The 26,153-nt window shown below is 72.5% G+C and carries 23 protein-coding genes; 9 read left to right on the forward strand and 14 right to left on the reverse strand.

Annotated elements, in window-relative coordinates; translation table 11 throughout:
- The first annotated feature begins 331 nt into the window (after positions 1-331).
- Positions 332-751 carry a hypothetical protein gene (locus DI272_RS42490; RefSeq protein WP_258314839.1) on the forward strand — a complete coding sequence of 140 codons (420 nt, stop codon included), beginning with the start codon at positions 332-334 and terminating at the stop codon, positions 749-751.
- A gap of 162 nt (positions 752-913) precedes the next feature.
- Here the strand turns inward: DI272_RS42490 and adh are convergent, their stop codons facing one another.
- The 6 genes from adh to xylB form a co-directional block, all read right to left on the reverse strand.
- Positions 914-2,437: an aldehyde dehydrogenase gene (gene adh, locus DI272_RS42495; RefSeq protein WP_109500468.1), complete on the reverse strand. Its 1,524-nt coding sequence runs from the start codon at positions 2,435-2,437 to the stop codon at positions 914-916.
- A gap of 77 nt (positions 2,438-2,514) precedes the next feature.
- Positions 2,515-3,780: a GAF domain-containing protein gene (locus DI272_RS42500; RefSeq protein ID WP_109500469.1), complete on the reverse strand. Its 1,266-nt coding sequence runs from the start codon at positions 3,778-3,780 to the stop codon at positions 2,515-2,517.
- Between the two features lie 92 nt (positions 3,781-3,872).
- Positions 3,873-4,478 carry an N-acetylmuramoyl-L-alanine amidase gene (locus DI272_RS42505; protein ID WP_109500470.1) on the reverse strand — a complete coding sequence of 202 codons (606 nt, stop codon included), beginning with the start codon at positions 4,476-4,478 and terminating at the stop codon, positions 3,873-3,875.
- Positions 4,479-4,603: 125 nt separating this feature from the next.
- Positions 4,604-5,617, reverse strand: coding sequence for an acetamidase/formamidase family protein (locus DI272_RS42510; RefSeq protein ID WP_109500471.1), 1,014 nt, complete (start codon positions 5,615-5,617; stop codon positions 4,604-4,606).
- Positions 5,618-6,020: 403 nt separating this feature from the next.
- Entirely contained in the window at positions 6,021-7,229 is a 1,209-nt protein-coding gene (locus DI272_RS42515) for an ROK family transcriptional regulator (RefSeq protein WP_109500472.1), read from the reverse strand.
- Between the two features lie 249 nt (positions 7,230-7,478).
- Entirely contained in the window at positions 7,479-8,924 is a 1,446-nt protein-coding gene (gene xylB / locus DI272_RS42520) for a xylulokinase (protein ID WP_109500473.1), read from the reverse strand.
- 140 nt (positions 8,925-9,064) lie between these two features.
- On the opposite strand from xylB, the gene xylA reads away from it, so the two are divergent.
- Together xylA and DI272_RS45830 are read left to right on the forward strand one after the other, a co-directional pair.
- Positions 9,065-10,231: a xylose isomerase gene (gene xylA / locus DI272_RS42525; RefSeq protein ID WP_109500474.1), complete on the forward strand. Its 1,167-nt coding sequence runs from the start codon at positions 9,065-9,067 to the stop codon at positions 10,229-10,231.
- A gap of 486 nt (positions 10,232-10,717) precedes the next feature.
- Entirely contained in the window at positions 10,718-11,323 is a 606-nt protein-coding gene (locus DI272_RS45830) for a hypothetical protein (protein WP_258314840.1), read from the forward strand.
- An 88-nt stretch (positions 11,324-11,411) separates the two neighbouring features.
- On the opposite strand, the gene DI272_RS42535 is transcribed toward DI272_RS45830, so the two are convergent.
- The 3 genes from DI272_RS42535 to DI272_RS42545 all read right to left on the reverse strand — a co-directional run bounded on the left by DI272_RS42535 (position 11,412) and on the right by DI272_RS42545 (position 17,191).
- Positions 11,412-12,761: an esterase-like activity of phytase family protein gene (locus DI272_RS42535; protein WP_109500475.1), complete on the reverse strand. Its 1,350-nt coding sequence runs from the start codon at positions 12,759-12,761 to the stop codon at positions 11,412-11,414.
- 141 nt (positions 12,762-12,902) lie between these two features.
- Positions 12,903-14,249, reverse strand: a complete 1,347-nt coding sequence (locus DI272_RS42540; RefSeq protein ID WP_258314841.1) for an SWF or SNF family helicase — start codon at positions 14,247-14,249, stop codon at positions 12,903-12,905.
- A complete protein-coding gene (locus tag DI272_RS42545) occupies positions 14,246-17,191 on the reverse strand; it encodes a DEAD/DEAH box helicase (RefSeq protein ID WP_109500476.1) in 2,946 nt (981 codons plus the stop codon). The genes DI272_RS42540 and DI272_RS42545 overlap by 4 nt, the downstream gene beginning before the upstream one ends.
- Positions 17,192-17,435: 244 nt before the next feature.
- On the opposite strand from DI272_RS42545, the gene DI272_RS42550 reads away from it, so the two are divergent.
- Positions 17,436-17,618 (forward strand): hypothetical protein, encoded by a 183-nt coding sequence (locus tag DI272_RS42550; RefSeq protein WP_059198412.1) that lies wholly within the window; start codon positions 17,436-17,438, stop codon positions 17,616-17,618.
- Positions 17,619-17,628: 10 nt separating this feature from the next.
- Here the strand turns inward: DI272_RS42550 and DI272_RS45835 are convergent, their stop codons facing one another.
- The 3 genes from DI272_RS45835 to DI272_RS42560 form a co-directional block, all read right to left on the reverse strand.
- Entirely contained in the window at positions 17,629-17,751 is a 123-nt protein-coding gene (locus DI272_RS45835) for a hypothetical protein (RefSeq protein WP_258314842.1), read from the reverse strand.
- 130 nt (positions 17,752-17,881) lie between these two features.
- Entirely contained in the window at positions 17,882-18,742 is an 861-nt protein-coding gene (locus DI272_RS42555) for a hypothetical protein (protein WP_109500477.1), read from the reverse strand.
- A gap of 133 nt (positions 18,743-18,875) precedes the next feature.
- Complete coding sequence (locus DI272_RS42560) at positions 18,876-19,172, reverse strand: hypothetical protein (RefSeq protein ID WP_109500478.1); 297 nt, start codon at positions 19,170-19,172, stop codon at positions 18,876-18,878.
- A 102-nt stretch (positions 19,173-19,274) separates the two neighbouring features.
- On the opposite strand from DI272_RS42560, the gene DI272_RS42565 reads away from it, so the two are divergent.
- A complete protein-coding gene (locus DI272_RS42565) occupies positions 19,275-20,171 on the forward strand; it encodes an oxygenase MpaB family protein (RefSeq protein ID WP_181387482.1) in 897 nt (298 codons plus the stop codon).
- Here DI272_RS42565 and DI272_RS42570 read toward each other — a convergent pair.
- Positions 20,157-20,681 carry a PadR family transcriptional regulator gene (locus DI272_RS42570; protein WP_109500479.1) on the reverse strand — a complete coding sequence of 175 codons (525 nt, stop codon included), beginning with the start codon at positions 20,679-20,681 and terminating at the stop codon, positions 20,157-20,159. The two genes, DI272_RS42565 and DI272_RS42570, sit on opposite strands and share 15 nt — an antisense overlap.
- A gap of 117 nt (positions 20,682-20,798) precedes the next feature.
- On the opposite strand from DI272_RS42570, the gene DI272_RS42575 reads away from it, so the two are divergent.
- The gene (locus DI272_RS42575; RefSeq protein WP_109501330.1) at positions 20,799-21,554 is read left to right on the forward strand and encodes an alpha/beta fold hydrolase; all 756 of its coding nucleotides are present in this window, start codon (positions 20,799-20,801) and stop codon (positions 21,552-21,554) included.
- Positions 21,555-21,561: 7 nt separating this feature from the next.
- Here the strand turns inward: DI272_RS42575 and DI272_RS42580 are convergent, their stop codons facing one another.
- A complete protein-coding gene (locus DI272_RS42580) occupies positions 21,562-22,161 on the reverse strand; it encodes a class I SAM-dependent methyltransferase (RefSeq protein WP_109501331.1) in 600 nt (199 codons plus the stop codon).
- Between the two features lie 152 nt (positions 22,162-22,313).
- On the opposite strand from DI272_RS42580, the gene DI272_RS42585 reads away from it, so the two are divergent.
- Genes DI272_RS42585 through DI272_RS42595 form a run of 3 tightly spaced genes read left to right on the forward strand, consistent with a single transcriptional unit; the run spans position 22,314 to position 26,153 of the window.
- Positions 22,314-23,087 (forward strand): MHYT domain-containing protein, encoded by a 774-nt coding sequence (locus tag DI272_RS42585; RefSeq protein ID WP_109500480.1) that lies wholly within the window; start codon positions 22,314-22,316, stop codon positions 23,085-23,087.
- A 43-nt stretch (positions 23,088-23,130) separates the two neighbouring features.
- Positions 23,131-25,722 carry a nitrate- and nitrite sensing domain-containing protein gene (locus DI272_RS42590; RefSeq protein WP_109500481.1) on the forward strand — a complete coding sequence of 864 codons (2,592 nt, stop codon included), beginning with the start codon at positions 23,131-23,133 and terminating at the stop codon, positions 25,720-25,722.
- Complete coding sequence (locus DI272_RS42595) at positions 25,719-26,153, forward strand: roadblock/LC7 domain-containing protein (RefSeq protein WP_109500482.1); 435 nt, start codon at positions 25,719-25,721, stop codon at positions 26,151-26,153. Before DI272_RS42590 ends, DI272_RS42595 begins: the two co-directional genes overlap by 4 nt.

Raw genomic sequence — 26,153 nt, forward strand, 5'->3', positions numbered from 1 at the left:
TGTCTGCGTCGGACTGTGGCGCCGGCCATGTCACCAGGAGGTAGTCCTCCACCGGCTCGGCGCTGGCCTTGTCCGGAAGGACGTTGCGGCCTCGCGCGTGAACGCGGAGGCGGTACCAGCCCGGTCCCGCTGGGCTGAGGGGCCGAGTTCCGCGACCGGGCCCTGTTCGAGGGACTCGACCCGGAGGAGGCCCGTGGGGGCGTGCACACTGACTTCCACGATCTCCCCCCAGGAGGCATCCATGCTCGCGGCCGGGGGACCGGCCAGAGCGGTTGCAGCTGACCGGATCTGACCGGTGTGGATCCCCGTGACGATGAGGGCCCCCTGGGACATGGGGACGGCGAGCCCGTTGCTCCAGTCCGCCGTCTGGACAGGGATTTACGCCTCTCACATCGAACGGTTCGGGGTCTTGCCGGACGGTCGACTGTTCCGGAATCAGGCCGGCAACTATGTGGATCCCGCGGCGTACGGCACGACGTGGGCGCGGGCGCGGAAATACGTCCTGACGCGTACGGAACTCGCTTCCGGGCTGGCCAAGCGGCCCTACGATCTCCGGCACGCGGGGATCTCGTTCTGGCTGTACTCGGGTGTCGACCCGGCGGAATGTGCCCGCCGCGCGGGCCAGAGCATCGAGGTGCTCTTTCGTCACTATGCCAAGTTCCTGGATGGCGTCCGGGAACAGGCGAACCGCCTCATCGAGCAGTCCATGCAGGAGTGGGACCGCGTCAACAGCGTGGCGGCTGTGGAGTGAGTCGGGGCTTTGGTCCGTGACTGGTCCGGAAGAGCTGGTCAGGAGTGGGACAGCGATGGGAGGAACTGGCGGTTACGACATAAAACGAGCCCCAGGGTGAGTGGAGCGAGCGAGAGGCGCCTGACGGTCGAAAGACCAGGTCAGGCGCCTTTTCTCGTGCCCTTAGAAGAAGCCGAGCTTCTTCGGCGAGTACGACACCAGCAGGTTCTTGGTCTGCTGGTAGTGCTCCAGCATCATCTTGTGCGTCTCACGGCCGATGCCCGAGCCCTTGTAACCGCCGAACGCCGCATGCGCCGGGTAGGCGTGGTAGCAGTTCGTCCACACCCGGCCCGCCTGGATGCCCCGGCCCGCCCGGTACGCCGTGTTGATGTCCCGGGTCCACACGCCCGCGCCGAGGCCGTACAGCGTGTCATTGGCGATCTTGATGGCGTCGTCGAAGTCATCGAAGGACGTCACCGACACCACCGGTCCGAAGATCTCCTCCTGGAAGATCCGCATCCGGTTGTCGCCCTCGAAGATGGTCGGCTGGACGTAGTAGCCGCCCTTCAACTCGCCGTCGTGCTCGATGCGCTGCCCACCGGTGAGGACCTTGGCGCCCTCCTGCCGGCCGATGTCCAGATAGGAGAGGATCTTCTCCAACTGGTCGTTGGACGCCTGGGCGCCGATCATCGTGTCCGTGTCGAGCGGGTGGCCCGTCTTGATCAGCTCGGTGCGGGCGACCGCGGCCTCCATGAACTCGGCGTAGTGGCCGCGCTGGACCAGCGCCCGCGACGGACACGTGCACACCTCGCCCTGGTTGAGGGCGAACATGGTGAAGCCTTCCAGCGCCTTGTCACGGAACTCGTCGTCCTTCGCCGTCACGTCGTCGAAGAAGATGTTCGGGGACTTGCCGCCGAGTTCCAGGGTGACCGGGGTGATGTTCTCCGAGGCGTACTGCATGATCAGCCGGCCGGTCGTGGTCTCACCGGTAAACGCCACTTTCGCCACCCGCGGGCTGGACGCCAGCGGCTTGCCCGCCTCCACGCCGAACCCGTTGACGATGTTCACCACGCCCGGCGGCAGCAGGTCCGCGACCAGGCTCATCCAGTAGTGGATGGACGCCGGGGTCTGCTCGGCGGGCTTCAGCACGACCGTGTTGCCCGCGGCGAGCGCCGGCGCCAGCTTCCAGGTCGCCATCAGGATCGGGAAGTTCCACGGGATGATCTGCGCCACGACCCCGAGCGGCTCATGGAAGTGGTACGCCACCGTGTCGTCGTCGACCTCGCCCAGCGAGCCCTCCTGCGCACGGATCGCGCCCGCGAAGTACCGGAAGTGGTCGATGGCGAGCGGAATGTCGGCCGCCAGCGTCTCCCGCACCGGCTTGCCGTTCTCCCAGCTCTCCGCCACCGCCAGCGGTTCGAGATACGCCTCCATACGGTCGGCGATCTTCAGCAGGATGTCGGATCGCTCGGTCACCGAGGTGCGCCCCCAGGCCGGGGCGGCCGCGTGCGCCGCGTCGAGCGCCCGTTCCACGTCCTCCGCCGTGCCCCGCGCGATCTCGGTGAACGTCTGCCCGTTCACCGGCGAGGGGTTCTCGAAGTACTGCCCGCGGATCGGCGGCACGTACTCACCGCCGATGAAGTGGTCGTAGCGCGCCTGGTAGGAGACGATCGCGCCCTCGGTGCCGGGCGCCGCGTAACGGGTCATGCTGGTCTGCCTCCCTGCGAAGCGCTGCCCGCCGTTGGGCAGCTCTCGGCGCGAGGCTAGAAAAGCGGACGTTGCAACTACGTTGCCGACGGCCGCCGCCAGCCGAACTCGGACTCCAGGGCCGCGAGCCGGGCCCGCACCGCCGCCGTCGGCCGCACCGCCGCCAGCGCCCGCCACACGTCGAAGTCGTCCTCGCCCCAGGGCGTGTGCGCCCAGTCCGCCAGCAGGTCGGGGTCGCGGCAGGCGATCAGCGCGGTTCGGAGCCCGTCGGCGAGCCGGTGCCGCAACCGCACCACCGCCGGCGCCTGCGAGGAGGGCAGCAGCGGACCGGTGTACGCCGTCACCGCCGCCGTCACCGCCCCGGTCTCCAGCCGCCGCTCCACCACGGCGACGTCCGACTCGACCGGCACCGTCAGCCGGTACGGGCGCGACTCCAGCAGCTCGGGACCGAGCACCCGGCGCAGCCGCGCCAGCTCGGCCCGCAGCGTCACCGGCGTCACCGACTCGTCCTCGTACAGCGCGCACAGCAGCTCGTCGCCGGTCAGCCCCTCCGGGTGCCGGGACAGCAGCACGAGGAGCTCGCTGTGCCGACGGCTGAGCCTGATCCTGCGCCCGCCGACCAGCAGGTGTGCCTCGTCGCGGCCCAGCGCGGTCAGCTCCGCCAGGTCGGCGGCGGGCAGCTCCGGCGCGAGCAACGCCAGCTGGGACTCGGCGGCCCGCGCCACCGCCTGCACGAAGCCCAGGCTGTGCGGATGCGCGAGCCCGTCCCCGCCGGTGATGTCCACGGCACCGAGCACCCGGCCCGTGCGCGGGTCGTGCACCGGGGCCGCCGCACAGGTCCACGGCTGCACCTGCCGGATGAAGTGCTCGGCCGCGAACACCTGTACCGGCCGGTCCACGGCGACCGCCGTACCCGGCGCGTTCGTCCCCACCGCGGTCTCCGCCCAGCGCGCACCCGGCACGAAATTCATCCGGTCCGCCCGCCGCCGGGTCGACGCGTGCCCCTCGACCCACAGCAGCCGACCGTGCGCGTCGCACACCGCGAGCAGATGCTCGCCGTCCGCCGCGAACGTGCCCAGCAGCTCACGGAAGAGCGGCATCACGCGCGCCAGCGGATGTTCGGCCCGGTACGCACCTAGGTCGCCGTCCACGAGCTCCACGCTCGCGGTGGCGTCCGGACCGACGCCGGCCCGCGCCGAACGCCGCCACGAGTCCGCCACCACCGGACGCACCGGACGCGGCACGGTACCCGCCTCGGTGAACGTCTCGTGCGCCCGGCGCAGCATGCGCACGTGCTCGGCAGGGTCGGCCCCCGGCGACAGGGCCACCCACGGATCGGTCAACGTGGCCTCCCCGGACGGCGATGCGGCTGGTGCCATCGTCACCCCAGGTACACGCCCGGACAACCTTTTCGACCGCAGTCACTCGAACGACGTCATCGCACGGCCCGTTCGACCGCCCTCATGTACCGCGCCCAGTCCCAGTAGGGCCCCGGATCGGTGTGGTCCGTGCCCGGCACCTCGTGGTGACCGATGACGTGCGTCCGGTCGATCGGGATGCCGTGCCGCAGACAGACGTCCGCCGTCAGGGCCGCCGACTGTTCGTACAGGGCGTCGGTGAAATACGCCGGCTGGTCCACCCACCCTTCGTGCTCGATGCCGATGCTGCGCGTGTTGTATTCCCAGTTCCCCGCGTGCCAGGCGATGTCGGCCTCGCGGACGCACTGCGCGATGTTCCCGTCCCGGGAGCGGACCACGTAATGCGCGGAGACCTTCTTCCCGGGGCTCCGGAAGGTGCCCAGGGTCCTGCGGTAACTGGTCTGCGTGACATGGATGATCACGAGGTCGACCCGGTGGTCCGTCGGCCGTTTCGACCGTGTGCGGTTGGCAGGTGTCGCCGGCTGCCATTCGGCGAGCGGATGGTCGACGGGGTGGGTCTCCGCCCCGGCTCGCGCGTCGGGCAGCAGCGCGTACGGGACAGCGGTCAGGGCGGCGCCCTTGAGGAGTCGCCGTCTGCTGGGCAGTGGTCGTGCCCGGTCCATGAACGATTGCCTTTCGGAGGAGCGGTGTATCGGGGTTGAGCCGTGAACGATTGCCTTTCGGTGGTGTGGTGCCGGGTCGAGGCGTGAACGTCTTTCGGTGGTGTGGTGCCGGGGCGAGCCGTGGTTCAGGGAGTGAGTGTCTCCGCCGTCTCCCGCAACCGGGCATGCATGCCGCGGTGCGTCTCCCGCGCGGGCAGCCACTCCTTGCGGATCTTCGCCACACAGGTGTAGTTGGTGTCGCACACGTTGGCCAGCGGCGACTCGACGGCCTGGGTGGCGAACTGGTACGCGTCCAGCTCGCTGAACCCGTAGTCCCGCACGAGCCACTGCACCAGATCGAGCTGGGATATCCGGAACGCGTCCTCCAGCGGGCGGGCCGACCCCGTCGAGATGATGTGCGTGTCCGATTCGATGCGCGGCCAGGGCGTGGCGAGCCCCTTCAGCAGTTCCACGATCACCACCGTGTTCATCGCGCACTCGACGGCGACCCCGCAGGTCTCGCCCTCGCCCTGCCGGGCGTGCCCGTCGCCGAGGCTGAGCAGCGCGCCCTCCACGTTCACCCCGAGGTAGCAGGTGACGCCGGCCCGCATCTCCGGTGTGTCCATGTTCCCGCCGTGCGCGTCCGGCACCAGCGCCGAGCGGACCTCCAGGTTGGCCGGGGCCACGCCCACGGTGCCGTGCATCGGGTCCATGGGCAGCTCGGCCTCGATGTCACTGTCGTGCGCCCGGAACCGCGCCGTGCGACGCGTCCGGTCCAGCTGCCAGATCCACACCGTCTCGGGAAGCGGCGGTTGCAGCGTGGCCGTGGTGTGGGTGGAGGTGAGCGCGCCGAAGAGGGGGACCGTGGTGGACGCGGCCCAGTCCCTCGCCGGTTCGATCGACACGAAGTGCACGGCGACCGTGTCGCCCGGTTCGGCGCCCTCGATGTGGAAGGGGCCGGTCTGGGGATTCAGGAACGGGAACTCGCAGACTTCGGACACCAGGTCCTTCTCGGACCGCACCCGGCCGCCGAAGCAGTCCTCGGTGTACAGGTCGAGGACCGTGCCGGGCACGATCCGCGCCACGGGCGGCGCACCGCCGAACGTCCAGGCGTACTCGCCCGGTTCGGGCCGGACCGTCAGGATGCGGGGGTCGCTCATCGCCGTACTGCTCCGTTCTGTTCAAGGTCGGTGGGGGAGGGGGCGTCGAGGTGGACGCGGGCCGTCTCGGCCACGCGTCCGGGACGGCGTCGTATCAGCACGACCAGCACCACGGCTCCGGCCGCCATGGCGGTTGCGCCTCGCGTGAATCACGGTACGGCGCGGGCGGGTCGGGCAGAAGGGTGCGGTGGGTTTCGGTGGACGACGCCGGATCTGTGGATATCTCGATCACCCACAGGGGTGAAGCCGCCCTGGGAGCAGGCGCGTTCGGTCATGGACCGACCTTGGGGGCAGGCGGGTTGCGGCACGTTCGGGCGTGGTGCGGCGCGCCGGGGACAAGCGGGTGTGGGGATGGTGGACGCGCTGGGGGCAGGCGGGTCCGGGCATGGTGGGCGGGCCGGGGTCAGGTCCTTTCGGCCACCGCGGCTGGGTCGTCGAGGACCCCGCGGACCACCGAGTGCGCGGCGCCGAGCAGCGGTCCCTCGGGTCCGAGCCGGGACACGGACACCGGACAGGCGGGGCCCGCGGTACGCCGGTCGAGCTCGGCCTCCAGTGAGGGCAGCAGCCAGGGCGCGAGCCCGGACAGGGCACCGCCGAGCACGACGCTCTCGGGGTCCAGCAGGTTCACCGCGCCGGTCAGCGCGACGCCGAGCGCCACCCCCGCCTCGCGCAGCGCACGCCGTACGTCCTCGTCGCCGTCGGCGGCACGGCCCGCGAGGAGCCCGACACGGTCCTCGCCCGGTTCGAGCCCGGCGGCCCGCAGTACCGCCTCCTCACCGGCGTACTGCTCCAGGCACCCGCGCCCCCCGCACGGACAGGGCGGACCCTCCGGCTGCACCGGCACATGCCCCAGCTCACCCGCGAAGCCGCGGGTGCCGCGCAGCAGGCCGCCGGCGACGACGACCGCCGCACCGATACCGATCTCCGCCGACACGTGCAGGAAGTCGCGTGGCGTCGCGTCCCCGAGCCAGAGCTCCGCGAGAGCACCGAAGTTGGCCTCGTTGTCCACGGTCAACGGGTACCCGGAGGGCAGCAGGGCGCCGAGATCGGTGTCGTGCCAGTCGAGGTTGGGGGCGCGGACGACGGTACGGGCGTCGCGGGCGACCAGGCCCGGCACGGCCACCGCGAGCCCCGCGGGCCACAGGCCCTCGCCCTGCGCCTCGGTGATGACGCGGTGCAGCAGTTCGGTCAGCTCCTCGACGACCGGGCCGGCCGCGCGGCCACGGTTCGTGACATGCCGCTCGGCCCGGGCGCGCACCTGCCCGCGCAGGTCGACCACGCAGACCGCGAGGTGGTCGACGCCGATCTCGGCGCCGATCCCGGCAGGGCCGTGCCCGCTGACGGCGAGCGCCGAACCGGGACGGCCCACCCGGCCCGGCCGCTCGGGGCCCAACTCCTCCAGCAGGCCGGAGCGTATGAGCTCGTCGACGAGGCTGGACACGGCCGCACGGGTCAGCCCGATCCGCGAGGCGACCGCGGCACGGGACAGGGGGCCCTCGGCACTGACTGCGTGCAGCACCCGGGCCAGGTTGCGGCGGCGCATGCCCTGCTGGGTGTCGGGCAGCGCGCGCCCGGGTCCGGCCGGGTGGGCTTCGTGCAGCGGTGCGGTCATGCCTCTGTCAGTCCCTCGATCCCTCGGCCACTCGGCCCCTGTATCCCTCAGCGTTCAGCCCTCGGCCCTCAGCGTTCAGCCCTCGGCCTTCAGCGTCGGCCCTCGGCCTTCAGCGTTGGCTTTTAAGCCTTCAGCGTCGGCCATCAGCCATCAGCCATCAGCCATCAGCGTCGGTCCTCAGCCCTTCCGGCCTCAGCCCTTCCGGCCCCAGCCGCTCGGCCTCAGCGTCCGGCCAGCGGTGGTGTTCTCTCAGCGACCCCCCGTCGGCCGCTCCAGCAGCGGAGCCGCGTCGGAGAGTACCCCGGAGATCCGCGCCATCGTCGCCTCGTCCCGCTCCACGGCCTCCAGCACCGGGCCGGCGGTCGTGTTCCAGCGCCGGGCGACGGCCGCCGGGTCCTCGCCGGTCAGCAGGCCGGCGGCCTGTGCGGCGGCGCCGAGCGCGACCAGTTCCCTGGCCTCGGGGACCTGGACGGGACGCCCCGACAGCCGTCGTACGGTCTCCTGCCAGGCCCGGCCCCGGGCGCCGCCGCCGATCAGCAGCAGTGGCGTGGAACGGTCCGCGTCCTCGTCCAGGACCAGGTCGAGGGCGCCGAGGAGGGCGTGGACGGCACCGTCGTAGGCGGCCTGGAGGAGCTGGCCGCCGGTCGTGTCGTGGCGCAGACCGTGCAGCAGGCCCGAGGCGTTCGGCAGGTTGGGGGTGCGTTCGCCGTCCAGGAAGGGCAGCAGGGTGACGCTGGAGGTGGGCTCCACGGCCTCGCGGTCCAGGCCCAGCAGCGCGGCGACGCGGTCGACGGCGAGGGTGCAGTTCAGGGTGCAGGCGAGCGGCAGCCAGTCGCCGCGCGCGTCGGCGAAGCCCGCCACCGTGCCGGTGGGGTCGGCGGGGCGCCGCTTCGAGACCGCGTACACCGTGCCGGAGGTGCCGAGGCTCAGCACCGGGGTGCCCGGGCGCAGGCCGAGGCCCAGCGCCGCGGCGGCGTTGTCGCCGGTGCCGGGGGCGACCAGGGTGCCCTTGGAGAACGGCAGGTCGTGGCTGTCACGCACGGTGCCCGCCACCTCGCCGGGGCGGACCACGCGGGGCAGCAGCGCCGGGTCGAGGCCCACATGGGCGAGGATCTCGTCGTCGTACGACTCGGTCGCCGACGCCCACCAGCCCGTGCCGGAGGCGTCGCCGCGGTCGGTGGTGCCCTGGCCGGTGAGGCGCTCGGTGAGGTAGTCGTGCGGGAGCCGCACGGACTTCGTCGCACGGATCGCGTCCGGTTCGTGCTCGGCCAGCCAGGCCCACTTCGTGACCGTGAAGGAGGCGCCCGGCACACTGCCCGTGCGCTCCGCCCAGGCCTTCGGGCCGCCCAGTTCCTCCACCAGACGCGCGGCCTGCGGCGCCGAACGGACGTCGTTCCACAGCAGGGCCGGGCGCACCGGTTCACCCCGCTCGTCCAGCGTGACCAGACCGTGCTGCTGGCCGCCGATCGACACCGCGGTGGCCTCGCGCGCGGCATCACCGCACTGGCGCAGGGCCTCGCCCAGCGCGTCCCACCACTGCCGCGGGTCGCTCTCGCGGCCGTCGCCGGACGACACGGTGTGCGGCGCCTGACCGCTCGCGACCACCCGGCCGGTCGACGCGTCGACGACCAGCGCCTTGGTGGACTGCGTGGACGTGTCCACGCCGACGACGAGCGGACCCTCGGCAGCTGACATCGGGTTTCTCCCTCATGTGCGGCGTGTCTCCTTCTGGAGACATCTTGTCTCTTCCCTGAGACGCTTGGGCATACTAATTTGTAAACCGCCATGACGAAATAGTCGTGGAGAGCAGTCGTCAGCGAGCAAGGAGCCGCGGCATGAACTACCAGCCCACCCCCGAGGACAGGTTCACCTTCGGCCTGTGGACCGTCGGCTGGCAGGGAAGGGACCCGTTCGGCGACGCCACGCGGCGTGCCCTGGACCCTGTCGAGACCGTGCAGCGCCTGGCCGAGCTCGGCGCCCACGGAGTGACCTTCCACGACGACGACCTGATCCCGTTCGGGTCCTCCGACAGCGAGCGCGAGGGGCACATCAAGCGCTTCCGTGAGGCGCTCGACGCCACCGGCATGAAGGTGCCGATGGCCACCACCAACCTCTTCACGCACCCCGTCTTCAAGGACGGCGGGTTCACCGCGAACGACCGTGACGTGCGCCGTTACGCGCTGCGCAAGGTCATCCGCAACATCGACCTCGCGGTCGAGCTCGGCGCCGAGACCTACGTCGCCTGGGGCGGTCGTGAGGGTGCCGAGTCCGGCGCCGCCAAGGACGTACGGGTCGCCCTCGACCGCATGAAGGAGGCCTTCGACCTCCTCGGCGAGTACGTCACCGAGCAGGGCTACAACATCAAGTTCGCCATCGAGCCCAAGCCGAACGAGCCCCGCGGCGACATCCTGCTCCCGACCGTCGGCCACGCCCTCGCGTTCATCGAGCGCCTGGAGCGCCCGGAGCTTTACGGCGTCAACCCCGAGGTCGGCCACGAGCAGATGGCCGGGCTGAACTTCCCGCACGGCATCGCGCAGGCGCTCTGGGCGGGCAAGCTCTTCCACATCGACCTCAACGGCCAGTCCGGCATCAAGTACGACCAGGACCTGCGCTTCGGCGCGGGCGACCTGCGGGCCGCCTTCTGGCTGGTCGACCTGCTGGAGAGCGCCGGTTACGCGGGCCCGAAGCACTTCGACTTCAAGCCCCCGCGCACCGAGGACCTCGACGGCGTCTGGGCGTCGGCGGCCGGCTGCATGCGCAACTACCTCATCCTGAAGGAGCGTTCGGCCGCGTTCCGTGCCGACCCGGCCGTCCAGGAGGCGCTGCGCGCCGCGCGTCTGGACGAGCTGGCGCAGCCCACGGCGGCGGACGGCCTGAAGGCGCTGCTCGCCGACCGCTCGGCGTTCGAGGAGTTCGACGTGGAGGCGGCCGCCGCGCGCGGCATGGCCTTCGAGCAGCTCGACCAGCTGGCGATGGACCACCTGCTGGGGGCGCGCGGCTGACGGCACACGCGCGTGCCCACCCCGTGATCGCACGCGCGCGTGGGCCCGCGGCAGGTCTTGTGCCGCGGGTCTTGTCAGGCACGCGCGCGTGTTCGGGCGCCCGACCCCCGCACGGAACGCTCCGCGCGGAATGCTCCGGAATCATGCGATCCATGGCATGAGTCCGTATCAACTTCCGTGCGGGGGTCGCGTCCTGCCCGCTTCGCGGCGACTCTGGACGGTATGGCCATGCCGCCCGTACCGCCTCAGCCGCCCGGGCCGCCGGGTGGCACCCCGCCTTCCGGCGGCGGTTTCGGACCGCCGCCCGGGGGCTTCGGCCCCGGTCCCGGGCCGACAGGGGGCTATGGGCCTCCTGGAGGGTACGGCCCTCCTCCCGGAGGCAACGGGCCACCCTCATACGGAGGATGGCAGCCACCACCGCCTCCGCCGGACCCGCCCGAGGACCCGGGCGGGCGGCGCGGTCCGGGACGCAACCCGCTGTACATCGTGCTCGCCGTCCTCGCGGTCGGCGGCGCCGTGGCCGCCGTCGTCCTCATGGGCTCCGGAGGAGACGATTCCCCCGGCGACAAGCCCAGCGCGAGCGTGAGTGGCTCGCCCCGCCCTTCGCTGAGCCTGCCGAGCGAACTGCCGAGCACGCTCCCCAGTGAGCTTCCGTCGCGGCTGCCGTCGCGGCTCCCCACCCAGTTGCCGAGCGAGTTCCCGAGCGGCCTGGAGTCGCTGGTCCCGTCGTTGGCGGCCGACGAAGTGCCGTACTACCTGCTTCAGACGGGTGACTGCTTCGACACCGACGCCGCCCGCCCGGGACAGGCGGCCAGGCGTTCCTGCCGCGAACCGCATGACGCCGAGGTCGTGCAAGTGGCGGAGCTGGAAGGCGATTACCCGTCCGACCGTGCTCTGAGGGAGGCCGCCTCGGACCTGTGCGAGCAGCCGCTGAACAGGAAAGCGGAGGGCCAGCCCAAGGGCACCGTAGGCGGCATCCTCGTGCAGTACCCGGACACCACGGGCTACGGGGTCGGCATCGACGACGTCGCCTGCAGCCTGGCTGCCGACACAGGTGCCGGCAGCCGTAAGCTCACGCATCCCCTGACGTGAGCGACCGCGCGCGGGGCCGTGCACACGGCAGCGCGTGGAGCGGTGGGTACGACCGCGCGTGCGGACGTGGCTGTAGCCGCGCGCGTGGTCAGATCGCGTGCGGCAGCCGTACGTAGGTCACCGTCGTCTCCACCTCGCTGTCGACCAGTCGGCCCTGCGCGTCGAACGCGCCCGCGCCGTCCGTCATCCCGAAGTCGTTGTCGTTGATCAGCGCGAGCGTGGCGCGGTCCACGCGCGCGATGCCCTCGATCTTCCCGGGCACCCCGGCGACCGTCCCCAGGTCGACGACGAGGCGCTTGGCCAGGACCGGCACCCCCGCGGCGGCAGGGTCGTCGAGCTGCTCCAGTGACGGCGTCGTCGCGTCGTCGTCCCAGGGCCCGCCCAGGATGTTCGCGGCACGCTCCAGTCGGACGAGCTGGAGCCGTGCGGCCTTGTCGGTGCGCTCCTCGACCAGCAGCCGGTCGCCGCCCACGGCGACCACCGAGGAGATCTTCAGCTCCGAGGTGTCGTCCTCGCCCGGGTCGACGACGCCCACCGGGTCGAACCGGTACGCGTACTCGGCCGTGACGGCCTTCTTCCTGGGGGAGAAGCGCAGCAGCCGGGTCGTGCGCGACGCCTCGCCCGCGTCGGCGTCCGGCAGGGACAGCGGGCTCTGTACGGCCATCACCAGGTCGCCGCCCGGGAGTTGAGCGAGACCTTCGAAACCGCGGTTGCCCTTCCGGTGCAGCAGCACGGAGGGCAGCGACTCGACCACCGGGTAGTCGGTGCCCGTGAGGTGCAGTCCTTCGGGCACGTACCGGGTGAGCACCTTCCCGCGCGCGGAGACGTGCACGAGACTCGGCCCGTACTCGTCCACGAGCCAGAAAGTCCCGTCCGCGGCCCGCACGATGCCCTCGGTGTCCAGCCCGTTCGGGTCGTACGCCAGCCGCGTCCGCGCGTCATAGGTGTACGGCGCCTCGTCGCGCCCCTCCTGGTTCGACAGCCCGGTCACGGGCTTCCCGGACGAGGTCGTGATCGCCATGGCGTCCAGCACCTCGACGGTGTCCCCGGAGACCCGGATCTTCACGATCGCCGGGTCGAAGCCCGGCACCGGGAACGTGCGGCGCTTCGTGCCGTCGACCTTGATCTGGCCGTTGGGCCCGCGGTCGGTGACCGTCCAGAACTCGCCCTTGCGGCCCGCCGGGTAGAGGTCGCTGCCGATGCCGCCGAGATCCACGCCTCGGTCGTCGGCCACCGTGCCGGGCAGGAGCGCGTTGCTGAAGGTGCCCAGCGGGATGTCCCCGAGCGTGGCCGCACGCGTCACGTGCGCCGCTTCGGGGGACGCGTGTGACGCCCCCGCGGCGGGACCGGCCGTCACGAGCGCGGCCAGCACGGCGAGGGGCACACCCGCCGCGACGGAACGGTGGACGCGGCGCCGGTCGGTGGCGTGCGGGGACATCGGGCCTCCTGGGGAACAAGTGCGGTGACAGCGGCCAGATTTGGGCCCCGCGTGAAACGCCGTACGGCCGCCGGGTGAACGGATCGTGGACGGGGCTCGTCGAGCTCGCGCGAGCGCCCTCCACGAGCCCCGCCCGCTACGTCATCCCGCGTTTCCGGATCTGTCCGTGGCAGCCTCCTCCACGGAGGCCAACGCCGTCGCCGGGTCCTGGGCCGCGGCCCCCGCGGGCACCCAGTGGTCCCGCTCCCTCCGGTACGGCCACCAGCGGCCGTCCCGGCCCAGGCGCAGCTGGGTCCGGCCGTCGGAGACGGTCCATCGGCAGCCCCGCGCGGACAGCGAGGGGCGTTCGTCCTCGTCCCACGCCGCGTCGAGGACGGCACGCGCGCGTGCGAGCTCCTCGCCCTCGACCGTCCGCTCCTCCTCCAGCACGGACAACGCGGCCGCTCCGCCGTACCGCCACGCGCGCACGGCCAGTGCCAGCTCCTCCGTGTCCCGTCCCGACCCCACGGCCAGCCGCTCGGTCAGGACCTGCTCGCCACCATCCGCCGCGAGGCGGACCGCGTCCTGCTCGACCGTCAACTCCTCCTCCGCGCCGCCCTGTTCACGCAGCGCCGCGGCCAGCAGGCGGTGCGCCTCCACCGCGGTCCGGGCGGCCAGGAACTCCAAGGCGGGCGGGTCGACGCCCGGCGGGGGCGGTGTCCCGGTGTCCAGCGACGGCGGAATGCCCGGTTCGGCGGGGAGTTCCGGCAGCGCCGGGAGCGGCGGAAGGATGTCGCCGGCCGCGAACGCCTCGGCGGCGTCCGCACCCTCTGGCCGGGCAGGTGCCTCGACCGGTGCAGACGCGGCGGTACGTGCCTGGAGATCGTCCAGCACGGCGCGTTCGCCGCGCCCTCGCATCAGCAGCAGGACGAAGGGGTCCTGGTCCAGCAGCCGGGCCACCTGGTAGCAGAGCGCGGCCGTGTGCCCGCAGTGGTCCCAGGCGCCGCAGTCGCACTCCGGCTCCAGATCACCCAGCCCCGGCAGCAGTTCGACGCCCGCGGCCGCCGCGTCCTCGACCAGGTGCGGCGGCATCTCGCGGTCCAGGAGCGCGGCGATGTGTCCGGCCCGCTCCACGGCCATCTCCAGGAAGCGGTCCCACTGTTCGCCGGAGAGCTGCTCCAGCAGTACGTCCGCCCGGTGCGGGGTGCGGTCGCGGTCCTGGACGACGGCCGTGATGCGGCCCGGCCGCACCGACACCGCGCCGACGGCCCCCGCGCGCGCGAGCCGGCGCCCGGTCTTCACCTGCTGCGTGTCGAGCGCGGTGTCCTCCAGGGCCTTCAGCCAGGCCTGCCCCCACCAGGTCTGCGCGAAGCCCCGCCCCTGCGCGGGCGGGAACGCGGCGAAGGTCCGCTCCGCCGTGTCCTCGTACGGGCGCGGATCGTCGTGCGGGTCCGTCTCACCGTACTGCCGTGTCTCGTCGTACGGTCGTGTCTCGTCGTACCCGTTCATCGCGCGCCCCCTCGCAGTTCGACAAGGTCGGCCAGCTCGGCGTCCGTCAGCTCCGTGAGTCCCGCCTCGCCGGTGCCGAGCACGGCGTCGGCCAACTCCCGCTTGCGGCTGAGCATGTCGGCGATACGGTCCTCGATCGTGCCCTCGGCGATCAGCCGGTGCACCTGCACGGGCCGGTTCTGGCCGATGCGGTACGCGCGGTCGGTGGCCTGCGCCTCGACGGCGGGGTTCCACCAGCGGTCGTAGTGCACGACGTGCTCGGCCCGCGTCAGGTTGAGCCCGGTCCCCGCCGCCTTCAACGACAGCAGGAACACGGGCACTTCACCGTCCTGGAAGCGTCGCACCATCGCCTCGCGCTCGGCGATCGGGGTACCGCCGTGCAGGAACTGCGAGGACAGTCCGCGCCCGGCCAGGTGCCGCTCGATGAGGCGCGCCATCCGCACGTACTGGGTGAAGACCAGCACGCTCGCCCCTTCGGCCAGGATGGTGTCGAGCAACTCGTCCAGGAGTTCCAGCTTGCCGGAGCGCCCGGCGATCGTCGGCTGCTCCTCCTTCAGGAACTGCGCCGGATGGTTGCAGATCTGCTTCAGGCCGGTCAGCAGCTTCACGATCAGCCCGCGCCGCGCCATGCTGTCGGCGCCGGAGATCTCCGCGAGGGTCTCGCGCACCACGGCCTCGTACAGGCCGGTCTGTTCCGCGGTGAGCGAGACCGCGAGGTCGGTCTCCGTCTTCGGCGGGAGCTCCGGGGCGATCCCCGGGTCCGACTTGCGGCGGCGCAGCAGGAAGGGGCGCACGAGCCGGGACAGCCGCTCGGCGGCGGCCGGGTCCTGGCCGCCCTCGACGGCCTGCGCGTACCGGGTGCGGAAGGTCCCGAGACGCCCCAGCAGGCCGGGGGTGGTCCAGTCCAGGATCGCCCACAGCTCGGACAGGTTGTTCTCCACCGGGGTGCCGGTGAGCGCCACGCGCGCGCGTGCGCCGATGGACCGCAACTGCCGTGCTGTCGCCGAGTACGGGTTCTTCACGTGCTGCGCCTCGTCCGCCACGACCATGCCCCAGGACACGTCGGCCAGTCGGCCGGCGTCGAGCCGCATCGTGCCGTAGGTCGTGAGCACGAACTCCCCGTCGGCCAGGCCGTCCAGGTCGCGGCGCGGTCCGTGGAAACGGCGCACCGGCGTGCCGGGCGCGAACTTCTCGATCTCGCGCTGCCAGTTGCCCATCAGGGACGTCGGACAGACCACGAGGGTGGGACCGGCCGCCGACGGCTCCGACTGCCGGTGCAGATGCAGGGCGATGAGGGTGATCGTCTTGCCGAGTCCTATGTCGTCGGCGAGGCAGCAGCCGAGCCCCAGCGAGGTCATCCGGGCCAGCCAGTCGAGACCGCGCCGCTGGTAGTCGCGCAAGGTCGCCGTGAGCGCCGCGGGCTGCCCGACGGGCTCCTGGGCCTCGGGGTCCGCCAGCCGGTCCCGCAGCCCCGCCAGCCACCCCGTGGGCTGTACGTCGACCTGGCGGCCGTCAACCTCCGTGGAGCCGGTGAGAGCGGCGGCGAGCGCGTCGATCGGGGTGACCTTGCGGTCCTGCCGGGCGCGGGCCCGGCGCAGCTCCCGGGGGTCGATGAGGACCCACTGATCGCGCAGTCGTACGACGGGGCGGTTGGCCTCGGCCAGCCGATCCAGTTCCGCGCGCGTGAGCTGCTGGTCGCCGAGCGCGAACCACCAGTTGAACGCCAGCAGCGCGTCGGCGGACAGGAACGACGGCGTGTCCGAGAGGGCCTTGCCGGGACCCGGGTCCTCGTCCGGTGGGCCGACCACCGCGCGGGCCGTCAGCCTGCGGGCCAGCCCCTTGGGCCAGTGGACCTCGACCCCGGCGGCGGCAAGCGTCCGGGCGTCGTCGGCGAGCAGGTCGGTGATCTCCTCGTCGGCGAGTTCCACGGCTTCCGGCACGGCCGCCGACAGCAGGGGTGCGAGCGGCGACCAGGCACGGGCCGCGCGGCGCAGGGCCAGCAGCGCGTCCATCCGCGCGCGTGGGCCGAACGCCCCCTCGTCACCGGCCCACACCGCGGAGGCGTCCGCGACCAGACCCGGTTCGCGCACGCTGTGCACCTGCGGTACCGCCCGGAAGGCCGGAACGGCGCCGTCCTGTGCCGCCGCGTCCAGACCGGAGACCTCGATCCGCAGTGACAGCCGGACACCGGCGTCATGCCCGGCGGCCACATCGGCGGCCCAGGCGCGGAACTCGGGCACGTGCCGCGGTTCCCGCGCGGTGTAGGCGGGGCCGCCCGTCACGAGCGGGGCCGCGGGGGAGCGGGGCAGGGTGTCGGCCACCGCGTCCAGGAAGGCACGCAGCAGCCGCTCGGGGTCGGGCAGTCGCAGGGGCCTGGCGTTGCCCAGGGAGCCGTCACCCTGAGACCCGGAGCCGCCCCCCCGAGACCCGGAGTCGCCCTGAGACCCGGAGTCGCCCGGGTAAGTGCCGTCGCTGAGGGGAGTGGCATGCGCTTCCGGCGGCATCGCGGCGGCGAGCCCCCGGACGCGTTCGATGTCCTCGGGACGCAGAGGGCCGGCACGCCATGCCTCGTGGTCGCCCTCGGACAGGCCGGGCAACAGCAGCCCCCGGGCCGCCAGTTGCAGGGCGTGCACGGTGGCCGCGCCCCAGAACACGGCCGCCCGGTGCGCACCGGACACGGTACGCGCGCGCGTGAGAACGGGCAGGGCCGAGCGCACCGGCAACAGCACCGCCGGCACGACCACCGCCTCCACGCCGTCCTCACCGGGCACGACGACGCTCAGGTCCTCCACGGTCCCCGACGCCACGCCGGGTGGTGCGTCGGCCTCGGGGTCCCAGAAGGCGACGCGACCGGTGCGGGCCGGGTCACCGGGTACGAACACGGCGCAGCAGCGCGCCAGTCGAGAGATCTCGGACGGTGTTGCCGCGGGAATCCTCGGCACAGGAATGCAGACTCCTCAAATTTGACTACTCGAAGCGCGATGGACGAGGCTACAGCACCGTGCAGAGGAGCCCGGCATGACAGGGCTGTGAGCCGGGTCACTTCGGCGAGAGGATGGGTATCCCCTCTCAGGGGCGTGTAGGGGTCGCGCCTCAGGGACGTCTCAGGGTCGTGATGCGGAACCGTGGGAAGCACGGGCCCGTTTTCAGGACAGAGAGCGGCAGTGGCCGCGAAGGAGGCGACACATGTCGAAGAACGCGAAGATCGCCGCAGGAGGTGTGGCGGTCGGCATCATCCTGCTGTTCTGGCTGCCGTGGTGGGCCGCGCTCCTGATAGTCCTGGGAGTCCCGGCCGCCGCGTACCTCACGCTGGACCCGTCGCAGCGGCGCAGGCTGCGCCGCGTAACCCGCAAGGAGCTCGGTCGCTGAGTCCCGCGGCTCACCGGGCCGCAGCGGCGCGGTGGGCCAGGGCGCAGGAGTCGACCACATCGGCGCCCGCGGGCCGGTCCTCGACCTGGTCCGCGGGCGGCGGGGTGCCCCGTTCCCCCAGTGCCGCGAGCACGCCGAAGGCCGTCCGGTCGCGGGGCGACAGGACCGGTCGCGGGGCGACAGGATCGGGGCCGCATGGATGACGCCGCGGCACGGTGTTCGTGGCGGGCTGCCGGGTGGCCGGCCGTCCTGGCCGGGCGTGCTCAGAGAGGCCGTACGGCCATCTTGTCGAGCGCCTCCAGCAGACCCGGCAGTTCCGGGCCGCGACCGACCGGGAGGACCTCGCCGGGCTCCTCGTCCAGCAGGACGAAGGCCATGTCGTCGGTCCTTGCCACGAGCGACCAGCCGGGCCCGTCCGCGCGCAGCGTGCGGGCGTCCCCGGGCGCGAAGGACGACCGGACCCGTCCCAGGGGCGGCGGTGTGTCCACGTACCCGCGGGCCTCCGCGAGCACGCGCCGGATGCCTTGGTGGCCGTCGGTACTGCCGGGCTTCTCGTCCGCCCCAGTGTCCTCCGTCGCCTCCGCGGCCTCGTCGGTGTCCTCGGCCGGACCCGGCGTCGGAAACTCGGCGTCGTCGATCTGCTCCCGCCACAGCGACCACTGGACGGCGATCTCGTCCGCACCCAGGCGTCGCTGAGCCGGCCCCCACGTGGAGGTGTCCGGTGGTGTCAGCGGTGCACGGTCCGCCGCCTCCGGGTCGGGATCGTGCGGCGCGGGCACGCCCGGCGCCGCGACGGCCACGGCCAGGGGCCAGCCCGGCAGGGCGGCGACCACCGTGTGCTCGTCGGGAGACAGGTCGTACTCCATGCCGCAGTCCCACGACGCGATGGCGACCGCGACCAGCGAGACGTCGTCGATGACGACCGTCCATCGTGAGCCGTCGCCGTCCTGCCCGAGCACCAGGCCGTACCCGTCGGCGAGCGGCGCGAGACCGAGCGCCGCACAGGCCTCCGGATAGTCGTCGCCCAGCACGCTCGGGAACTTCGCCGGCGTCAGCAGCACCGCCGTGAGCACATAGAGCGCATCGTCCGCGGCGGCGACGGCGTCCTCGTCCGTCCCGGCCATCCCAGCCTCCCCATCGGTTCGTCCAACGGCGCGCACCCTAGTGCGAGGGGAAGCAGCTTGTCACGACTCCCATGACCCCGGAGCTGCAGTTTTCCGGCCGGACGGGGCGAATCGACCCCGGTTGACACGTCCTTCAGGCGGCCGGAAGCCCCAGCAGGGCACGGGCCACGGTCCGCGGCGACTCGTCGCGCTCCCGCGCGAGCGCGATGACGGCCCGGCACGCCAGCTCGCTCACCCCGAACGACAACGCCTCCGGCGACACCCAGCCCGCCGCCTCGTCGATCTGCTCCTGGTCGTCCTCCGCGCAGGCCGACACATAGGTCGCCGCGGCCTCGAACAGGTTGTGGGTGCGCTTGTCCCGGCCGTCGTCGATGTCGGCGCGCACGGTGTTGACGAATCTGGCGAACGACTTGCGCATCCTGCCCCACATGCTGACCACCTTCCCCCTGCGTGGTTGCCGGCTCGGCCGATCGGTCATCTCTTCCTACTCAACGTAGAGTTGGAGCTTCAACGGCAGAAGGGGGATGCTGCGGTGAAGCGCTTCGAGCGGCTCGCACGGATACGGCGGATGGATCCGTACGAGGACGCCACGGAGATCTACCGGCTGATGGCTGCGTACGAGTTCCCCTGGGACTTCACCCGCTCCCTGGAGCTGGCCCTTTACCGCACCTACGCCGTCCCGAGCATCGGACGGCTGCTCGCCGAGACGGCGGAGCTCACGGACCGGACGCAGAAGCGGTACGACGACACCTCACTGCTTCTGGACGCCGTCGTCGAGCACGGCTTCGGCAGCGAGGAGGGACGGACGGCGGTCCGGCGCATCAACCAGATGCACCGCAGCTACGACATCACCGACGACGACATGCGCTACGTCCTGTGCACTTTCGTCGTGATGCCCAGGCGGTGGATCGACACCTACGCATGGCGTCGGCTGTCCCGTCACGAGATCGTCGCCTCCGCCGTCCACTACCGCACCCTGGGGCGGCACCTGGGCATCAAGGACATTCCCGGGACGTACGAGGAGTTCGAGGCCTGCCTCGACGCCTACGAGGAGGCCCACTTCGGCTGGGACGAGGAGGCGCGGCGCGTCTCGGACGCCACTCTCGACCTGATGGCGTCCTGGTACCCGCGCGCCTTGGCACCGCTGCTGCGCACCTCGACCCTCGCCCTCCTCGACGAACCGCTGCTGCGCGCCTTCCGCTACCCGGCCCCCGGCGCGGCGACGCGCAGGCTGGTGCGGGGCGCGGTCCGGCTGCGCGGCCGTGCGGTCCGGCTGCTCCCACCGCGCAGCGCACCGCACTTCGCCCGGCAGAACTGGGAGATCAAGGGCTATCCGGACGGCTACCGGCTGGCGGACCTGGGTACCCGCCCGGTTCCCGGGGTCCGCGGTTGTCCGGTACGGCACCTGGACGGATCAGCCGTCGAGTGAGGCGAGGGTGTCCCGCAGCCAGGTGAGTTCGGCCCGGGTTGTGGCGCGCGCGATCGTCAGAATCCCGCGCCGGAAGGGGTCGTCCACCTCCTCCGCGCTCAGCGGCCTGTCGCCTTCGTAGAAGAAGCTCGCCGGTTCCTCCAGGAACGCCAGCCTGCGCCGCAGCACGGCCGCCTGCGCGGGCGCGTCCCGCAGGTGCCGGAGGAACGCGAGCAGCGTGAACCAGCGGTTCTCGTCGGTGATGTCGCGCTGCGTCGGCTCGGCGAGCCGGCGGCGCAGGTCACGACGGCCCTCCTCGGTGAGGGTCAGTACATGCCGCGGGGCGGCGACCGCGCCCGGCTCCGTGGAGCGGGCCAGCAGTCCCGCGTTCTCCAGCCGCTTGATCGCCGGGTAGAGCGTGCTCTCGGCGACGGGCTTCACATGCCCGGTCAGCGCGGTGATGCGTTTGCGCAGCTCGTAGCCGTGCAGCGGCGCGTCGTACAGGAATCCGAGGATGGCGAGCTCCAGCATGCCCGCATTCTGTCGTACGAGCGGTGTACATCGCCTGCTTGATACCCCGTCTTTTATATACCTCGTGACCGATGTATGGTCATCGCGACGGTGCCGAGGGCTGACGGGGAGGACTCGATGAAGGACGCCGCATTCGACGACAAGGGGAGTCGCATCCGCTGGACCGAGGTGCCCGGCGAGGAACCCGCGCGCGTGTACGTGCACGGACTGGGATCGGTCTCGTCCGTCTACCACGCCCACATCGCCGCCCGGCCCGAACTCGCGGGCCGGCGCAGCCTCTTCGTGGACCTGCCGGGGCACGGCGTCAGCGACCGGCCCCAGGACTTCGGCTACACGCTCGCCGACCACGCCGACGCCCTGGCGGCCGCGCTGGACGCGGCGGGTCTGAGCGGCACGGAGGTGATCGGGCACAGTATGGGAGGCGCCGTCGCGATCGTGCTCGCTCACCGGCGGCCCGAGCTGGTCTCCCGGCTGGTGCTCACCGAGGCCAACCTGGACCCCTTCCCGCCGCCTACCGCGGGAAGCAGCGGCATCGCCTCCTACGGGGAGGACGCCTTCGTCGAAGAAGGCGTCGCGCGCGTGCTGGAGAAGGCGGGGCCGCTGTGGGCCGCGACGATGCGGCTGGCCGACCCGCGCGCGCTGCACCGCACGGCGGCCGGGCTGCGGCGCGGGTCCGACCCCGTGATGCGCACGATCCTCGAAGGGCTCAGAGTCGACCGCGTCTATCTGCAGGGCGCATCGAGCGGCGAACTCGAAGGCCGTCAGGCGCTGGAGGCCGCAGGTGTCCGTGTGGTGACCGTCCCCGGCGCCGGACACAACGTCATGTTCGACAACCCCGACGCGTTCGTGGCCGCGGTCGCCGGGAAAGTGTGAGGGGCGGTCAGCCCTCGCGGACGGCCAGCGCCAAGAACCGTGCGTCCTCGTCGACGTACGACGTCATCCGCCACCCGGAACCGGCCAGCAGCGGCCGGAGGCTGGGCTCCGCGCGCAGATCGCCCGGCGTGATCTGCCGCCCCTGACGGGCCGCGAGCGCCGCCCTGCCGATCGGATGGAACAGCGCCAGAGCGCCGCCAGGGCGCACCACACGCGCCAACTCCCGCAAATTCTCCGGCGGATCGGGCAGGTGGGAGATCAACCCCGCGCCGAACACCGCGTCCAGGGACTCCGAGCGCAACGGCAGCGCGGCCACGTCGGCGAGCAGCAGCTGCCCGTCCCGGTCCCGGCCCGCCCGAACGGCGGCCCGGAGCATGGCCGGGGTCAGATCGGCCCCGAGCACCGTTCCCGAGGGCCCCACGGCCGCACGCAGGGGCGGCAGCGCACGGCCGGTGCCGCACCCGGCGTCGAGCACGCGATCGCCCTCGCGCAGTCCGAGCTCGGCCACCGCGGCCGCGTAGGCGGGGCCGTCGTCGGGGAAGCGGGCGTCCCAGTCGGCCGCGCGGGCGGTGAAGAACTCCTGGACATGTGTGTGGTCGTCGCTCATGTTCCGCATGATCTCTCACTGGCAAGGAGGACGCCTCGGTGCACACGTTCGAGCGTGACGCGATCGTTCAGGCGCCTCACTGCGTCATATTGCAACACCTTTCGAAATGCGCCCCCTTTGTGCTCCCGTGCCCCCACTAGCGTCCCGGGGCCATGGGACACCTGGACCACGCCGCCCTCGGCTGGCTGACCCCCGCGCTGTCGTACGTGATGGCCTGCACAGGCGCCGCACTCGGCCTGCGCTGCACCATGCGCGCCCTCGGTGCCACCGGGCGCTCGCGCCGCAACTGGCTCATCACCGCGGCCTCGGCGATCGGCACCGGCATCTGGACCATGCACTTCGTGGCCATGCTCGGTTTCGGCGTCAGTGGCACCGACATCCGCTACGACGTGCCGCTCACCATCGTGAGCCTGCTCGTCGCCATGATCGTCGTCTGTGCCGGTGTCTTCGCCGTCGGCTACAGCCGCGACCGCGCCCGCGCACTCCTCCTCGGCGGGCTCACCACCGGACTCGGCGTCGCCAGCATGCACTACCTGGGCATGGCCGCCGTACGCCTGCACGGACAGGTGCGCTACGACCCCGTGCTCGTCGGACTCTCCGTGGTCATCGCCGTCATGGCCGCGACCGCCGCGCTGTGGGCCGCCCTCAACATCAAGTCGCCCGTCGCCGTCACCATCGCCTCGCTGATCATGGGCGCCGCGGTGAGCAGCATGCACTACACCGGGATGTTCGCGGTGAGCGTGCGGGTCACGCCGTCCGGTGCCGCCCTGTCCGGGGCCACGGCGATGCAGTTCATCTTCCCGCTCGCGGTCGGCCTCGGGTCCTATCTGTTCCTCACCTCGGCCTTCGTCGCACTGTCGCCCTCGACGGGGGAGCGCGAGGCCTCCGCCTCGGCCCAGCGGTCCGTCGAGAACGTCGCCCACTGAGGGCCCTCCGGGCAAGCCGAACCACTCTCCGAGGCAGGAGGCCATGCGAACACCCCGTAGGACCCCCACGACCGGCTCCGGGACACCGGACTCCACCCCGGCCCGCGGGCGCCGCGCACACGCCGGACCGCCGGCCGACGAAGGTCCCGACGAGCCGACGGGCGCCGTCCCCGACGACCCGCCCACACGCGCGGGAGGCTGGCGGATACGCCCGCGCACCGTGCGCGCCAAGATCGTCTGCCTGCTGATGGTGCCCGTGGTCTCCCTCCTCGCCCTGTGGGCGTACGCCACCGTGACCACCGCCCAGGACGTCTCCAGGCTGCGGCAGTTGCAGCGCGTCGACACCGGGATCCGCACCCCGGTCGCCGCGGCCGTCGCCGCGCTCCAGGCCGAGCGCGCCGCCGCGGTCCGCTATGCCACGGACCCGGCGGACAACCGCGGCAGCGACCTCAAGACGCTCGCGGACCGCACCGACAAAGCCGTGGCGAAACTGCGGCTCGGCGAGGGCAACACCGTCGCGGACAGCGAGGAGCTGCCCGCCGGAGTGGCCCGGCGCCTCGAGACCTTCGTCAGCGGTGCCGAGGACCTCGGTTCCCTGCGCACCGCGGTCCTCGACCGCCGGGCCGGCTGGGACGAGACGTACGGGCGGTACACGCGCACCATCTCGACGGCCTTCGCCGTCGGCGGCGCCCTCACCGGCATCCAGGACGCCGAACTCGGCTCCGACGCACGCGTGCTGCTGGAGTTCTCCCGCGCGGGCGAGGCCCTGGCCCAGGAGGACGTCGTGCTCTCCAGCGCCCGGCTCGCCGGACGCCTGGACGGAACGCGACTGCGGCTGTTCACCGGCGCCGTCGACACCCGCCGCGCCCTCACCGACGCCGCCGTCGCCGATCTGCGCGGCTCCGAACGCACCGCCTGGCAGGACCTCGCCGACGGCGGTGACTACGTCGCCGTCGCCACCGTCGAGGACAGGGTCCTCACCCGCCGGGCGGGCGCCGCCGCCATCGCCGCGGCACCCGAGGCCGCCTGGGCCAAGGCACACGCACGCGTGCAGGACGGCATGCGGGCCATCGAGGCGGACGCGGGACGCGGAGTCGCGGACCGCGCCGATCCGTACACCCGCGGACTGCTCACCCCGGCCGGCGCCGCCGTCCTTTTCGGCCTCGCCGCCGTCGCCGCCTCCCTGGTGATCTCCGTACGGATCGGACGCGGCCTGGTCGTCGAGCTGGTCAGCCTGCGCAACAGCGCGCTGGAGATCGCCCGGCGCAAACTCCCCGAGGCCATGCGGAAACTGCGGGCCGGGGAGGAGATCGACGTGCACGCGGAGGCCCCGTCCGGACCGCCCTCCGAGGACGAGACGGGACAGGTCGCCGAGGCCCTCGGCACCGTGCACCGGGCCGCGCTGCGCGCCGCCGTGGAGCGCGCAGAGCTCGCCAGCGGCATCTCCGGGGTGTTCGTCAACCTCGCCCGGCGCAGCCAGGTCCTGGTCCACCGTCAGCTGAGCCTGCTGGACAGCATGGAGCGCCGCTCCGAGGACCCGGGCGAGCTGAGCGACCTCTTCCGCCTCGACCACCTCACCACCCGTATGCGACGGCACGCGGAGAGCCTGATCATTCTCTCCGGGGCCGCACCCGGCCGGGCGTGGCGGATGCCGGTCTCCCTGACCAACGTCGTCCGCGCGGCCGTCTCGGAGGTCGAGGACTACGCGCGCGTGGAGGTGCGACAGCTTCCCGAGGCCGCCGTGGTCGGCGGTGCCGTCGCCGACCTCACCCACCTGCTCGCCGAACTCGTCGAGAACGCCGCACAGTTCTCGCCTCCGCACACGCGCGTGCGCGTCACCGGCGAACCCGTCGGCAACGGTTACGCCGTTGAGGTCGAGGACCGCGGGCTAGGCATGGGCAGGGAGACCCTCGCCGAGGCCAACCGCCGCATCGCGCAGTCCGAGGCGCTCGACCTCTTCGACAGCGACCGGCTCGGCCTGTTCGTGGTCAGCCGCCTCTCAGCCCGGCACGGCATCAAGGTGCACCTGCGCACCTCGCCGTACGGCGGCACCACCGCGGTCGTCCTGCTGCCCACCGCCCTGCTGCACGGCGGGGCGGAGGAACGTTCCCTCCGCCAGGCGGCCGAACCGGAACGCGAATACACGCGCGTGCCCGGCGCCGCCCGGCTCCAGGAGTCCGTCCACGCATCGGCCGACCGCCCCGCCCTGGTGCCCCCCGCGCCGGCGCCGGTGGAGACCAGGACGACAGCGAGGGCGGAGAACAGTGCGGCGGCAAGGGCGGAATCCGAGGCGACGGCGAGGGCCGCGTCCGCGGGCGACACCCCGCCCCCCGGAGTCGCCACCCTGCGCCTGCACCGCCCCCAGGAGGACCCCGAAGGTCCGGACGCGTCGGACGACCTGCCGCGCCGCGTCCGGCAGGCAAGCCTGGCTCCCCAGCTGCGTGCGCCGCGTACCGAGGAGCCGGAACCGCAGCCCACCCCACGGGACGACGACCGGCGCACCCCCGAGCTCGTACGGGACCGCATGGCGGCCTACCGCGACGGCTGGGCACGCGGCGACGGCCGACAGCCCGGCCGCGGCGCCCGCCCGGACGCCCCCGCGACAAGACACAGCAGCGAAGGAGACCCCGCATGATCCAGGACCCGGGCATGAGGGCCGCTCAGCGGTCAGGCGAACTCGACTGGCTGCTGGACGACCTGGTGCTGCGCGTCAGCGAGGTACGGCACGCCGTGGTGCTGTCCAACGACGGCCTCGCCGTGGGGGCGTCGACCGACCTGCGCCGCGAGGACGCCGAGCACCTCGCCGCGGTCGCCTCCGGCTTCCACAGTCTCGCCAAGGGCGCAGGGCGCCACTTCGGCGCGGGCGGGGTGCGCCAGACGATGGTCGAGATGGACGACGGCTTCCTGTTCGTGGCCGCCGCGGGCGACGGCTCCTGCCTGGCCCTCCTCACGGCGGTGACCGCCGACATCGGCCTCGTCGCCTACGAGATGGCCCGCCTGGTGAAACGTGTCGGCGAGCACCTGTACACGGCGCCTCGGGTAGCCGCTCGGCCGCCCGTCGGATGA

The organism is Streptomyces sp. Act143, from assembly GCF_003143935.1.
In the GTDB taxonomy this organism is placed as follows: Bacteria; Actinomycetota; Actinomycetes; order Streptomycetales; family Streptomycetaceae; genus Streptomyces.

Excerpts from the sequence above, each read along its gene's own strand:
- DI272_RS42510 (WP_109500471.1), bottom strand. The coding sequence starts at position 5,617 with ATGAGCGACCCCCGCATCCTGACGGTCCGGCCCGAACCGGGCGAGTAC.
- DI272_RS42595 (WP_109500482.1), top strand. The coding sequence starts at position 25,719 with ATGATCCAGGACCCGGGCATGAGGGCCGCTCAGCGGTCAGGCGAACTC.
- DI272_RS42580 (WP_109501331.1), bottom strand. The coding sequence starts at position 22,161 with ATGAGCGACGACCACACACATGTCCAGGAGTTCTTCACCGCCCGCGCG.
- DI272_RS42490 (WP_258314839.1), top strand. The coding sequence starts at position 332 with ATGGGGACGGCGAGCCCGTTGCTCCAGTCCGCCGTCTGGACAGGGATT.
- DI272_RS42590 (WP_109500481.1), top strand. The coding sequence starts at position 23,131 with ATGCGAACACCCCGTAGGACCCCCACGACCGGCTCCGGGACACCGGAC.
- DI272_RS42535 (WP_109500475.1), bottom strand. The coding sequence starts at position 12,761 with ATGTCCCCGCACGCCACCGACCGGCGCCGCGTCCACCGTTCCGTCGCG.
- adh (WP_109500468.1), bottom strand. The coding sequence starts at position 2,437 with ATGACCCGTTACGCGGCGCCCGGCACCGAGGGCGCGATCGTCTCCTAC.
- DI272_RS42570 (WP_109500479.1), bottom strand. The coding sequence starts at position 20,681 with ATGCTGGAGCTCGCCATCCTCGGATTCCTGTACGACGCGCCGCTGCAC.
- DI272_RS42560 (WP_109500478.1), bottom strand. The coding sequence starts at position 19,172 with ATGTGGGGCAGGATGCGCAAGTCGTTCGCCAGATTCGTCAACACCGTG.
- DI272_RS42515 (WP_109500472.1), bottom strand. The coding sequence starts at position 7,229 with ATGACCGCACCGCTGCACGAAGCCCACCCGGCCGGACCCGGGCGCGCG.
- DI272_RS42540 (WP_258314841.1), bottom strand. The coding sequence starts at position 14,249 with ATGAACGGGTACGACGAGACACGACCGTACGACGAGACACGGCAGTAC.
- xylB (WP_109500473.1), bottom strand. The coding sequence starts at position 8,924 with ATGTCAGCTGCCGAGGGTCCGCTCGTCGTCGGCGTGGACACGTCCACG.
- DI272_RS42585 (WP_109500480.1), top strand. The coding sequence starts at position 22,314 with ATGGGACACCTGGACCACGCCGCCCTCGGCTGGCTGACCCCCGCGCTG.
- DI272_RS42575 (WP_109501330.1), top strand. The coding sequence starts at position 20,799 with ATGAAGGACGCCGCATTCGACGACAAGGGGAGTCGCATCCGCTGGACC.
- DI272_RS42550 (WP_059198412.1), top strand. The coding sequence starts at position 17,436 with ATGTCGAAGAACGCGAAGATCGCCGCAGGAGGTGTGGCGGTCGGCATC.
- xylA (WP_109500474.1), top strand. The coding sequence starts at position 9,065 with ATGAACTACCAGCCCACCCCCGAGGACAGGTTCACCTTCGGCCTGTGG.
- DI272_RS42505 (WP_109500470.1), bottom strand. The coding sequence starts at position 4,478 with ATGGACCGGGCACGACCACTGCCCAGCAGACGGCGACTCCTCAAGGGC.
- DI272_RS42555 (WP_109500477.1), bottom strand. The coding sequence starts at position 18,742 with ATGGCCGGGACGGACGAGGACGCCGTCGCCGCCGCGGACGATGCGCTC.